Below are 12604 nucleotides of genomic sequence, written 5' to 3'. Positions count from 1 at the left end.
ATAATGGCAAAACTCAGAGCTTAGCCCTGAGTTTCAAAGATTATTTACAAGTAGCTCCGCCGTCTTTTGCTTCTTCCAGCGTCTTGGACAGACTTGCTTCTCCACCGAATCCCAGCTTCTTCAATGTAGCTGAATCTCCGTCTTTCATATCAACGTCAACGGTTGCGATGATATTCTTGTCCTTGAATTCAGCACTGACATTGACACCTTTTCCTTCTTCAACACCCAACTGGCTTAATACAGCAGTTTCCAGCTGTTTTTTCTGATCATCTGTCAGCTCAGTGTCTCCAAGACCGGCAGCGGAAAGATCCATGGTAACCTTTACTGAGGTTTTAGTGATTTTATCATCCTCAGCGGTGAAAGTGGCATCCATTTTCATACCGCTCTGTTCCATTGAACAGGTCTTTGTTTCTGTTTTTGCTCCGCCGGAGCATCCTGCTAATACCAGTACGGCAAATGCAGCGCAAAGTAATTTTTTCATATTGTCCTCCCTATCAAATGATTGATTGCACAGGATAAACGTATCCTGTATGTAGAAATTATATCATGAAATAAAGAAGAAAAGATTACAAATTTGAAATTTAGAAAAAATATGTGATTTTTGTCAGATATTCGGTATAAAATTGTATAATTTCTGAATTCAACTGCTTTGTATGCGTTTTTTCAGGTGATAATGGCGTGTGGATCGGATCAGCTGTTCCAGCTCTCTGCAGGCAGGCTCCCAAATCAGTTGATCCTCATTGGATATTTGGGGCAGCACATACTTCAAAAAATACTCCTCCCGCTGAAAGGGATCTCGTTCCTTCTGCTTGAATAGGCAGTATTGATGGTAAGCGGTCACATGCTTCGGAAAACGCTCGGGATAGCGCGGCTCCTGTAATATTTCAGGAGGGATTACACGCTCTAGCTGCTCGCAGAGAATACAGGCAAGCAGTGCTGCCGGCAGAAAATGGTAGTCGTCCTGCTTTGCCAGCTCACAGAAATAGTCGCATGCTTTTTCATATTGTCCTATTTCATAATACAGCATCCCGCATTGATACAGGCTTTGCAGATATTTATTGCGGTGCAGCTGTTCAGGATGCTCGTTAACAATGGCAAAGAGCTTTTCGACATATTCATGATTGGCCGCATCCTTTTGTACATCTGCATACAGAAGGACAATGGCATCGTATACATCCAGCAGACGGTTGTAATTACCCTGCTTCAAAAATGTCTGCTCCAGATACAGGGAATCCCGGAAGCAGTCCAGAAAGCGTTCCTCATAATAGGCCTGATAGCTGCGGTTCAATATATTGAGCAGCGAGGTGCTTTCCGCCATGTGCAGGCGGGTGAAGACAGCACCGTTTTTTCTGGCATCACGGTGTCTGTGTACGGTATATGTATAAAGCATATCCTTTAAAATCTCCTGTATGCTCACATCAAAGATAGGAAGCAGCTCCATATATTTATGAAACTGCTCCTCACTCATTTCGCTGCAGTGTTCATAATAGGAAGCCATCAGCATCAGCAGTTCTCGATACTCAACCGCAAAGATATCGGTTTTTTCCCGGAGCTGTGCGAAAAGGGCGGCACACCGCTCTGCCAGTCCTGCAAGGTCATAGCGCGTCACCAGCTCCAGCAGCTCCTGAAAACAGGTGCTCCAGGGCTCCCACCAACTGGAAGGAAGATTGAGTTCAGCATGAATCTGTACCAGCAGATAATGATAGATGGAATTGCTTTTAATGATTTTACAATTTTCTATTTTACTGTAGGTATCGGCAGAACAGATCGTTGCCCCGTTGTAAGTGATGAAGTCACGCTGGTTCAGATTTGCTTTTTTGCGATAATATTTTAATAGAAGCGACAGCTTCTTTTTCGTTTCATCATCGATTTCCACTCGTCCGTACATACGTTACCTCCCTGTGATAGTCTGTATATAATTATACCAGAGAACGGAAAGAATTTATATGATTCCAGCATGACAATAACAAAATTTTACATAATTTGCGGCTTTCATGAAGCCGGTCTTCATGGTATAGTAATAATCGAGGTGTTTTATATGAAAATTGGGTTTATATCACTGGGCTGCAGTAAAAATCTGGTAGACAGTGAAAAAATGATGGGTATGATCAATAGCGGCGGCCATGAGCTCGTTCACAATGCGGATGAGGCAGAGGCAATCATTATCAATACGTGCGGATTTATCAATTCCGCAAAGGAAGAGGCCATTCAGACGATTTTTCAGATGGCGGAGTATAAAAAGCACAGGTGCAGAAAGCTGATTGTTGTCGGCTGTCTGGCACAGCGTTATAAGGAACAGCTGGAGCAGGATATCCCGGAAATTGATGCAGTGATCAGTATTCGCGAATATCCGCACCTGCATGAACTCTTACCAAAGCTGCTGGACGGGCATGATCTGGTAAGCTATGACAAATGTGAGCGGAAGGTGTCCAGCAAGCCGTGGACGGCATATCTGAAAATTGCCGAGGGCTGCAGCAATCACTGTACCTATTGTGCGATTCCGCTGATTCGCGGGGATAATGTGTCCTTTCCCATCGAGCAGCTGGTGGAAGAGGCGAAACAGCTGGCGCAGCGCGGTGTCAGGGAGCTGGTGGTGATTGCACAGGATACGACAAAATACGGCGTCGATCTGTATGGCAGAAGAGCACTGCTTGATCTCTTGCAGCAGCTGCATGAAATCGAAGGCTTCCACTGGATCCGTATTCTGTATATGTATCCGGATGAAATCGATGCCCGGCTGATTGAGGGAATGGCAAAGCTGCCAAAGGTGCTGCCATATTTTGATATTCCAATGCAGCACGCTTCCAATCGCATGCTGCAGCTGATGAATCGAAGAGGAAGCAGAGAAGATGTTGCCACTCTGGTGAAGAAGATTCGGGAAACCTTTTCCTACCCAACCCTGCGTACAACCTTTATTGTCGGATTCCCGACAGAGGAGGAAGCAGATTTCAGCGAGCTTATGCAGTTTGTAGAGGATATCCACTGGGACCGTATGGGAGCCTTTCCCTATTCCCCGGAGGAGGACACCCCTGCCTATTCTATGGATGGGGCCGTGGACGAGGATGTAAAGGAAGCGCGTCTGGCGCAGCTGATGAAGCGTCAGGAGGAAATATCACTGGAGAATCAGAGACGTATGGTAGGTGAGATCATTGAGGTTCTTGTTGAGGATCAGGAAGGTCTTACCGGCGTGTATCGCGGACGCGGGGCCAGCTCTGCACCGGATGAGGTGGACGGCATTGTGATGTTTAAAAGTGAGCGCTTTATCGAATTCGGCAGCTTTGTTAAGGTGCGGATCACTGAGGCACTGCCCCATGACTTCAAGGGTGTGGAAGTGTGCTGAAGGGCTTTGATCCCATCATCCCGGAAAAGCCAAGACTCATGATTCTGGGTTCTATGCCCAGTGTGACTTCTCTGGATAAGCAGGAATATTACGGATTTGCCCACAACCGCTTCTGGAAGATTCTGCATGCGGTATTTGAAATGCCGATTGATACCTATGCTCAGAAAAAGGAAATTCTGTTTCAGCAGCACATTCTGCTTTGGGATGTGATTGGAGAATGTGAGCGAGAGGGCAGTTTGGACAGTGCAATCCGCAAGGAAAGGGTAAATGATATCGCACACCTGACAGCGGTGTACCCAACCCTGCACAGGGTGATCTGCAACGGCAGAAAAGCCTATGAACTGTATCAGAAGCATTTTCCGAATATCGCTTTGCCCTGCAGCTATCTGCCGAGTACGAGCAATGCAAATCGCAGTATCCGTGAGGAGGTTCTGTTTGCGCAGTGGAAGCAGGCTCTGATGGAACATGAGGGTGATATGTGAGGAGACAGGCAAGCATCAAAGAGCTCGTGCATATGGAACGATCCTGTACATCAACCACGCATACAGGGGAAGTATGCTGCAAAACAACGCAAATGATATCTCAGGTTTTTTCTCGATTGTGGGTTAATTTAACATAGGGGGACTTCCATACGATTGTAGTTATCAATCGTATGGAAGTCTCCCTTTTGCAAACACCCTAAAGTAAGAAAGAACCATACCTCACCGCTGTGTTATTTCTTTGCATAATGCATTCCAAGAATGTAAAGGGCGTTTTTATCCATGCAGTTTCCAGGTACGGTAAAAAAAAGTGAAACGTCTGTTACAGAGAGGCTTTGACTGACAGTTAGCGTAACCTGCAGGAAAAAAGTACAGCAGACGCTTCAGGTGCTGTCTATGCATAAAAGCATCCTATCTATTTACTGATATATCCTAAAGAAATCATAAAGCTGTGATACCGTAAGGAAAACCAGAACATAAAAATCAAGAGCCCTGTTATGCTTTGTATAATGCACAACTCTTTGTATATGGATGATGATCCGGGCAAAGGGTTCTGCTTTCTCTTGGAAAAAGCGCATTGAAAAGGGAACGACGGCTGCCTGAGTGTCGTATTGGCATATCGAAAATACATTTACAAACCGTAAGCCTTGCTCTATAATGGTAAAAAACAAGGGAGGAATGTATATGGAACTGCGTATCTGCAGCTGCGATGCGGATATCCGTGCATTGGCAGCACTTGCCACAGAAATCTGGCATGAGTATTTTACAGCCATCATTTCAAAGGAACAGATTGATTATATGGTTGAGAAATTCCAGAGCTATCCGGTATTGAAAAAAGCAATCGAGGAGGAGAACTACACCTATTTTCTGGCTTATGAGGAGGGTGCTATGATCGGATTCTGCGGTGTGAAGCCGGAAAAGGATCGTCTGTTTCTGAGCAAGCTGTATCTGCATAAGAAGGCCAGAGGAAAGGGGCTGTCCAGTATCCTGCTGAAGCGGGCAATTTCCTTTGCGAGGGAGCAGGATAAAAAAGCCATTTATCTGACCTGCAACAAATTCAATCAGCACAGTCTGGATGTATACCGTGCGAAGGGCTTCAAGGATATCGACTCTGTGCAGACGGATATCGGACAAGGCTTTATTATGGATGACTACATCCTCCAGCTGGAGCTTGACGACGGAAAATAGAAAACCACGCTCTTTACAGTGATGATGTTAAGAAAAAAGCTGCCGATCAATGCCTTTTTTTCATCTTTTTCACATTTGATGTCCATCCTGCATAGCCCTTTGTGATGGTTATGTGATACAATATCTACATAGGTGATAATTTATGGAATGGGATATTTCGGCAGTGTGTGTATCTGTCATCATGCTCAACATCATTATGGTATATTCATGGAAGGGAAATCTGCTTCCCTCGCGAAAAACCAGGCCTTTCGCGCCTGTCTTTTGATAACCTATCTCTCCATTCTGACAAATATCCTGTCAACGCTGCTGCTGACACAGCTTTCCGCTTCAACGTATCTCATCAATCAGGTGCTGCTACATCTGAATTATATGTCCACTCCGCTTATGGGGGTTGTATATTTTATTTATACATTGACTACTGTGTTTGAACAGGACGCGGATAAGCTCAAAAAGCATATTCTGTTTGCAGGGATACCGGCTCTGTTCTATCTGCTGTGTCTGCCGAGCAATCCGCTGACGCATCTGCTGTTTACGCTGGATCCGATAGCTGGCTATGTGCGGGGATCCTGGGTATCTCTGACCTACATCGTCTTTTATATCTATGTATTATTTTCTGTATTCTTTACGATTTCCAAGCGCCGCAATCTGGATACCGCTGTTTTTATCATTCTGAATTTCTTCCCGGTGCTTTCTGCAGCCGTCATCCTGTTTCAGCTTCTGTATCCAAATTATATCCTTACCGGAACTGCCGCAACAAGTGCGCTGCTGATTATATATCTGTATTTGCAGAACAAGCAGCTGTTTACAGATCCGCTGACCGGTATCTTAAACCGTCAGGAATTCAACCGTCTTTTGGAAATCCGCATGAAGGATACAGACCCATATTCCATGATGGTGCTGTCGCTGAAGGGCTTTCGCTTTATCAATGATCACTTTTCTCAGAAAGCCGGGGATGTTTTGTTGATGAGAATCTGTGCCTTCCTTGAAAAGGAGCTGCCGGCAGTACGTGTTTTTCGCTTCAGCGGTGATGAATTTGCGATTGTCTGTAAGGATGCAGAAACATGCAGGCAGTGCCATACGCAGCTGATTGCGCGTATGCAGCAGTCATGGTCTGTTGAGAATTTTGATTTTCGGATACAGTATGGCATAGGCATTCTGCATGTCGAGGCGCATAACCGCGATAAGGATGAAATCATTAAGGGTCTGGAATATGCCGTCATGCTGGCCAAGCGTTCAGAAGAAAACAGAACCTGCGTCTGCACTGCAGATATGATCGAACGACTCCATCGGAATGAGCGGGTGCTTGAGCTTTTACGACAATGTATCCGGGAGGACAGCTTTATCGTGGTTTACCAGCCGATTTACGATGTAAAGGAACAGGCATATACAAAGGCGGAGGCACTGCTTCGTCTGCCGCCGCATGATTTGGGGCAGCTTGGTCCGGATGAGTTTATACCACTTGCTGAGGAAAACGGATTGATTACAGAAATCACATATCAGGTGCTGCGAAAGACCTGTTTATTTCTGCAGCAGCTGCAGCATACCGCTACAACCCTGAAAAGCATCAGTGTTAATTTCTCTGCCGTCATGTTTTTACAGCAGGATCTCGGAAATAACATTCTGAAGATTATAGAGGAATATAAAATACCGGCACATATGCTGCAGATTGAGATCACGGAGAGTATGCTGAGCAGGGATTACCATATGATCATTGCTTTTATTCAGCGTATGCGCAAGCAGGGAATTGAATTTCTTCTGGATGATTTTGGAACAGGGTATTCCAATATATCCAATGTACTCAGCCTGCCGATACAAACGATCAAAATTGATAAGAGCCTGCTTTGGAAAGCGATGGTGTCTACTGAAGGTGCTGTCGTTCTGCGCAAAATGTGTGAGGCTTTTCATGAGGTGCATCAGCTTTTGCTGGTGGAGGGTGTTGAGAATGAGGAACAGGCTGCCTTTGTGAGAGACTGTGCCTGCCGCTATATTCAGGGATATTACTACGCAGCGCCACTTCCGCAGGAGCAGGTTTACAAGTTGCTGATACAGAAACAGGAGGAGATGTCCGGGTGACATCTTTTCTTTTGGCGAACGCCTGTACAGGTGCTTTTAAAATGCGTAGTATGAAAGAGAAAGGAGGTGTGTGTATGCGAAGACTTGGAATTGACGTATCCGAGCATAATGGCATACTGGATTGGGATGCGATAAAAAAGGGCGGGATAGAATTTGCCATCATCCGTTCCAGCTGGGGACATTTTGAAGAAGATAAGCAGTTTCGAAGGAATGTACGGGAATGTGAGCGTGTCAAAATGCCCTATGGACTCTATCATTATTCCTATGTTGCCAATGATGCACAGATGAGGGAGGAGGCTTCCGGCTTCATCAGATTGTGTAAAACCTGCAAACCGAGCTATCCATGCTATATAGATATGGAGGATGCGGACGGTTGGAAACGGCGTAACGGAGTCAGTGATGCCATGAATGTGGAAACCTGCTATTATACCTGTCGGGAATTGGAAAAAGCCGGCTTTTATGCCGGTATCTATGCTAACCTGGACTGGCTTACAAACCATATCAATTCATCCCGCCTGGATCGCTTTGATAAATGGGTGGCACAATGGGCCAGTGTAAATACCTACCGTAAGCTGTACGGAATGTGGCAGTTTACCAGTGACGGCTCCATTCACGGCTATAATGGCAGAATGGATCTGGACTATGCATATAAGGATTATCCGGCCATTATGAAGGAAAAAGGACTGAACGGCTATGGCAAGGCACCCGATCAGCCGAAGCCGGATCCAAAACCGAATCCGTCAAAGAATCCGAAGTATAAGGTTGGAACTCCGGTAACCTATACCGGCTTGTGGACACAGGCAAATGGTGGAAACTGGTATCCCAGAAGACTTCTGGCTGTAAAAGAGGGTATCATCACACGTATTATAAAAGGAGCTGAGCATCCGTATTTGATCAATGATGGTACCGGATGGACAAATGATCGTGCAATTGATGATGAACCGACACGACCAAGTGGATATTAGTTCGATGTATTAGGCAGGGGATGTTGATTGCAGCATCCCTTTTCCTGCGATACCTCCGGATGATAGCAGATTTTCAGTAATCCGTGTATTGATAAATGGCGGCGCTGCAAGGTATCGATATGGATGAATGACTGCCCTGAATGCTGGCTGTGGCAGGATGTGAACCGCTTTGAAAGAGGCATCTGTCCATGCCTGTGTACGGCGCTGGTCGTAAGGGAAGCCTGTTCAGATGGCAGCGCTTTTTTATAGCTGTATGAATGTATACAAAGGGGCATGGATAGGATATCGTGATGGTATAACGTATACATAATAAAAAAAGTCACCGCAGGGTGACCATGCCGCAAAATACTGCCTAGGTATCTTTCTATATCAGGGCGGCAACGGTATCATTATAATCACACAGACATCACACACAGTGTCGTTGTCTGTCGAATAATGGAATAAGAGGCAGAGATTTCCATACCCTCATCAGAAAGGCAGGATATGCGGCAACACAGGAAGGGCGGCATGCAGATATTTTATGAAATTCGACATATATAGACTCTGCCAAAGCTGGACCGTATGTACACTATAGATTTTGGGAGGGATGTAAACATGAATGGGATAGTGAATCTGAATACAAGAGTATCCGAATTGCTGAATCGTATGGGAGTTCCCGATTACACTGCAGGCTACAGCTTTTTACATACGGCAATTATGAGCGTCTATGAACAACCGGACCTGCTTGGCAGTATCATAAAATGCTTATATGTGGTGGTTGCGAACAAGCATAAAACGACTGTGGCGCATGTGGAGGAAGAACTGGAGCATGTACTTCTGGCAACCCTATTATCCGGAGATCGTGTCATGCTGCAGAAGGTACTGCATACCCTGCATTACAGACAGCCGACATTGCGGGAATTCATAGAAATGTCATTAAAATATATTAGATCTGCGGAGCAGGTGGGATGATAAAAGTTCTTAATTGCAATGCTGTAAAGGAATTTACATGATAAAATGAGGAATTTTGATATATTTTTCTATGAATTTCGCTCTTTTCTAAAAAAAGAATGAAAAAAATGCATTTTTCTGCAATTTAGGTATTGCAATTATCCAAATCATTTGGTATTATAATTGAGCAAGTTACAAATGACTCCTTAGCTCAGCTGGCAGAGCAACTGACTCTTAATCAGTGGGTCCAGGGTTCGATTCCCTGAGGGGTCACCATTGTAAATTTGAAAGGCTTTCTTCAATTTCGAGGAAAGCCTTTATTGTATATTTTTAATATTTTATGAAATCAGTTTTGTTGTTTTCCGGATTCAGCACATCCCTCTTACATTTTGGATGAAACAATGCTCAAAACGTTACGGGCTAGGATGCTCGAATGCTGAAAGCACGGATAACAGGATGCCCTGAATCAAGGAACCCTGCATATATCCGAGGTTATGGGAAGACTGAAAATCTAGCTTTCCTGTAACCATTTTCCTTCGCTTACACGCTATAGCTTTGAGCTTGGCTTTCATTTCCTGGATTGCGAAGCTCTCACAGCTACCGGCGTGTTATCCATTATGGCTGTATCTCAGTGCTACAGAAATCCTATCGTATGATAACCTACGCCATTCCTCGGGGGATAGGGAATCTTTTTACCTTTTGTTTATTCATAGTCGTATAATTTATGGTGTTCGATTAAATCGTGTTTGTCTTTGGCGGTCTGCCATTACAGCATTGCATAATTACACGCAAGGATGAAGTCGTGTCAGGAAATATCTGTACACCGTTAATTACTTCTTTATCGTAATCATCCTTCGTAACATGTACATCATACGCTGCGTAGGGACATACCTGCGGATTGCTTTGCATGGAATGTATGCTGTTTGGGGCAGGAAGAAAAATCGGTTCACTTAAACCATTTTCATCGGTATAACAGCACATAATAAATGTGGAAGTATCCTCTGTTCTTCCATACACTCGTACAGCTGCCGCATTGACGGGAGAACCATTTGCTTCCATAGCCTCAACTGTTAACGCACCTGTCATTTCACTCACCTCCGATATAAACTATGCAAAGGTTATACTGCTGTTTATGTAAATAGCTGATACACCTGTTCATGAAAATAATTTATTGGATGTGCAGATCATGTTATGCTTCAGGTGAAAGTCCCATGCAGGTGATCTGTGTTTGCCTGCCCTTATATAGTAAAGGTAAAGCTTTTTCAAGCGAGACTCTTTATAATACTGCAGGTTTCCGGATAGGCAGCAGTTGTGTAAGTGGTTCCTACAGATACAGATGAATCTAACGATACGATTATTTCCTTTAGGTGATAGAACAGAAAGGTAAACATAGAAAAAACAATTATGTGAAACTGACGGTATCCGATAAGGGAAGGTGGAAAGAAACTGAAATTTGTTATATAATGTTTACAATCTACAATGACAATAAAAGGAAGATGGTGTCTATGGTATTTCGAAGAAAAAAACATAAAAACACAGCAGAGGAATCGATTGATTTTCATGCACTAGTGCTGGAACAGTTGGAGCATATGTGTGAGGAAGGACAGATTCTTGATGATGCCTTTGTGCTGGAAGCACAGGATATCTATATATATGCAGACGTGATATCGGTTGAGCATAATGTGGCACAGATCGTTTTTCAGCTCCACCATGAATGGCTGGATGATGCCATTCTGGAATCTGTAGCAGCAAGCGGTTCAAATGCGCAGGAGGCGGTTACATTGGCATGTGAGGATTTTTACCGGCATACCCTGCAGCTGTATCTGCGGGCTCTGCAGGGAAAGGCGGAGGAAACTGTTTTCGGCTTTACCCAGCTTCGTCATTACTTTCAGGTGTACAGGAATGAGATACACGGCATCGGAAAGCGGGAAGGTCTGATAGAGCAGGACTTCTGGGAAATGCTGAAGCAGAAGCTGCAGCTGCGTCTTGGCAATAAGAAGGCATACTGGATCAAGGTGTTTGCATCCAAAACCCGTAGCAAAGTATTGTGCGAGGTACGAATCAACGGCAGGGAAGACAGTGAGCTGAGTGAGCTGCTTCTGCCCTATGCACAAAACTGGGACTGTATCGGAAGCTATCATACGGAAAAGCAGAACTTTCTGCTTATTCAGGAGGAACGCAGCTATGAACCCTCGGATTTCACAGGGGACAACATCCGTCAGTATACGCGTAAGGCTATCAAATGGTATGAGAAATGCGGAAGCAAGGAGGAGCACAGAAAGCTGCGTGAACAGCTGATTCGTTTATGCAAGGATGATTCCCTGGCATATGAAATCTTTTCCTTCGTTCCGGAAATCTATTGTAAATATGCATATCCGAAGGTTGAATACGGAGCACGTCTGTTTCTGATTCAGAAGGATCAGAAAACGCGGGAGCTGTATCAGAGTCAGCTGCAATCCTTCTCCTATATCGAAGAAACGGTTATGGAGCATTTGAAAAGGGATCATGTAAATCGCAGCATTGTCGAAAACGTGATCAGCTTCAGTGCAAATGCCCGGGCTATCCAAAAAGCGATGGACAACGGGGATGCTCTGGATGAGCTCATGATACCGGGAATCGGCTATTATGCCAGAAATGATTATATCATGCGTTAATATCCTTGACACAGGTCTTTAACTGTGATATGATAACCAAGCAGAAAAGTTAGTGGAAAGTTAGAAGCACCCCTTCTCACCTGATGTCCGAAGGCATAGGTAAAAGCTACAACATATCGAAAAGACGAAATTGTTGATGAGATATTTGAGCGGGTGCATATGAGTACCCGCTTTTCTTATGGCAACATTGGAGGTGTCTATTATAAACAAGAAAGTTATTCCTAACAACGTAAACGACGATCTGGTAAATGAAAAAATCCGCTTCAAGGAAGTCATGGTGATTGATGCCAATGGAGACAAGCTTGGAATCAAGATGCGTCGTGAGGCTCTGGAAATTGCATACAGACAGGAATTGGATCTGCTGTGTGTGGCTCCGAAAGGGCAACCGCCGGTATGTAAGGTGCTGGATTACGGCCGTTATCGTTTTGAACAGCAGAAAAAAGCGAAGGAAGCCAAAAAGAAACAGCATGTTACAGAAATCAAGCCGATTCGTCTGTCCCCGGTTATCGACAAGCATGACTTTGATACAAAAATGCGTCATGCACGCAAATGGATTGAGGACGGCATGAAGGTCAAGGTGGACATGCGCTTCAGAGGAAGACTGATTACGAGACTGGAAGTTGGAAAAAAGATTATGAATAGCTTCACAGAGGAAATCTCAGATATCGCGATTATCGAAAAGAGACCAATTCTGGAAGGTAACACGATGTCATGCGTTTTGGCACCGAAGAAAAAATAGATATAAATTATAGGAGGTACTACTTATGCCAAAGATGAAATCACATAGAGGATTAGCGAAACGAGTTAAACAGACTGGATCTGGAAAGCTGAAAAGAAGTCATGCATATACTTCTCACCGTTTCCATGGTAAAACACAGAAACAGAAACGTCATTTAAGAAAATCCGGTACGGTACACAGTACAGACTACAAGCGTATCAAAGAGATGTTAGTGAAATAATATAGGAGGAATATGA

Annotated in this window: 12 protein-coding genes and 1 tRNA gene; 10 read left to right on the top strand and 3 right to left on the bottom strand. The window is 44.3% G+C overall.

Annotation, left to right across the window (positions count from 1 at the left end; genetic code table 11):
- Window positions 1–40: 40 nt before the first annotated feature.
- Both ACG3M1_RS14795 and ACG3M1_RS14790 read right to left on the bottom strand, forming a co-directional pair.
- Window positions 41–481 (bottom strand): DUF1307 domain-containing protein, encoded by a 441-nt coding sequence (locus tag ACG3M1_RS14795; RefSeq protein WP_008817618.1) that lies wholly within the window; start codon window positions 479–481, stop codon window positions 41–43.
- A 159-nt stretch (window positions 482–640) separates the two neighbouring features.
- Entirely contained in the window at window positions 641–1888 is a 1248-nt protein-coding gene (locus tag ACG3M1_RS14790) for a hypothetical protein (RefSeq protein ID WP_008817617.1), read from the bottom strand.
- Window positions 1889–2038: 150 nt separating this feature from the next.
- Here ACG3M1_RS14790 and rimO point away from each other — a divergent pair, with 150 nt between their 5' ends.
- The 7 genes from rimO (at window position 2039) to ACG3M1_RS14755 (ending at window position 9251) form a co-directional block, all read left to right on the top strand.
- Entirely contained in the window at window positions 2039–3340 is a 1302-nt protein-coding gene (gene rimO, locus ACG3M1_RS14785; RefSeq protein WP_008817616.1) for a 30S ribosomal protein S12 methylthiotransferase RimO, read from the top strand.
- Entirely contained in the window at window positions 3334–3822 is a 489-nt protein-coding gene (locus tag ACG3M1_RS14780) for a DNA-deoxyinosine glycosylase (RefSeq protein WP_021420436.1), read from the top strand. Before rimO ends, ACG3M1_RS14780 begins: the two co-directional genes overlap by 7 nt.
- 681 nt (window positions 3823–4503) lie before the next feature.
- Entirely contained in the window at window positions 4504–5007 is a 504-nt protein-coding gene (locus tag ACG3M1_RS14775; RefSeq protein ID WP_008817614.1) for a GNAT family N-acetyltransferase, read from the top strand.
- A 207-nt stretch (window positions 5008–5214) separates the two neighbouring features.
- Window positions 5215–7080: a GGDEF domain-containing phosphodiesterase gene (locus ACG3M1_RS14770; protein ID WP_224727393.1), complete on the top strand. Its 1866-nt coding sequence runs from the start codon at window positions 5215–5217 to the stop codon at window positions 7078–7080.
- Between the two features lie 74 nt (window positions 7081–7154).
- A complete protein-coding gene (locus ACG3M1_RS14765; protein ID WP_008817612.1) occupies window positions 7155–8045 on the top strand; it encodes a glycoside hydrolase family 25 protein in 891 nt (296 codons plus the stop codon).
- A 594-nt stretch (window positions 8046–8639) separates the two neighbouring features.
- A complete protein-coding gene (locus tag ACG3M1_RS14760; RefSeq protein ID WP_008817611.1) occupies window positions 8640–8996 on the top strand; it encodes a sporulation initiation factor Spo0A C-terminal domain-containing protein in 357 nt (118 codons plus the stop codon).
- Window positions 8997–9175: 179 nt separating this feature from the next.
- Window positions 9176–9251, top strand: a tRNA-Lys gene (locus ACG3M1_RS14755).
- Between the two features lie 459 nt (window positions 9252–9710).
- Here ACG3M1_RS14755 and ACG3M1_RS14750 read toward each other — a convergent pair.
- Window positions 9711–10061 (bottom strand): hypothetical protein, encoded by a 351-nt coding sequence (locus ACG3M1_RS14750; protein WP_008817610.1) that lies wholly within the window; start codon window positions 10059–10061, stop codon window positions 9711–9713.
- A gap of 419 nt (window positions 10062–10480) precedes the next feature.
- Between ACG3M1_RS14750 and ACG3M1_RS14745 the strand changes: the two genes are divergently transcribed.
- The 3 genes from ACG3M1_RS14745 (at window position 10481) to rpmI (ending at window position 12588) form a co-directional block, all read left to right on the top strand.
- Window positions 10481–11629 (top strand): DUF6348 family protein, encoded by a 1149-nt coding sequence (locus ACG3M1_RS14745; protein ID WP_009271046.1) that lies wholly within the window; start codon window positions 10481–10483, stop codon window positions 11627–11629.
- Between the two features lie 178 nt (window positions 11630–11807).
- Entirely contained in the window at window positions 11808–12368 is a 561-nt protein-coding gene (infC, locus tag ACG3M1_RS14740) for a translation initiation factor IF-3 (protein WP_002610161.1), read from the top strand.
- Between the two features lie 25 nt (window positions 12369–12393).
- Entirely contained in the window at window positions 12394–12588 is a 195-nt protein-coding gene (gene rpmI, locus ACG3M1_RS14735; RefSeq protein WP_002610163.1) for a 50S ribosomal protein L35, read from the top strand.
- Window positions 12589–12604: the final 16 nt, after the last annotated feature.

The sequence above is a fragment of the Clostridium sp. 10cd* genome (genome assembly GCF_044336395.1).
Lineage (GTDB): Bacteria > Bacillota_I > Bacilli_A > Erysipelotrichales > Erysipelotrichaceae > Clostridium_AQ > Clostridium_AQ innocuum.
The sequence above is the reverse complement of the archived record's forward strand: the minus strand, read 5'-3'. Positions and strand labels throughout refer to the sequence as shown.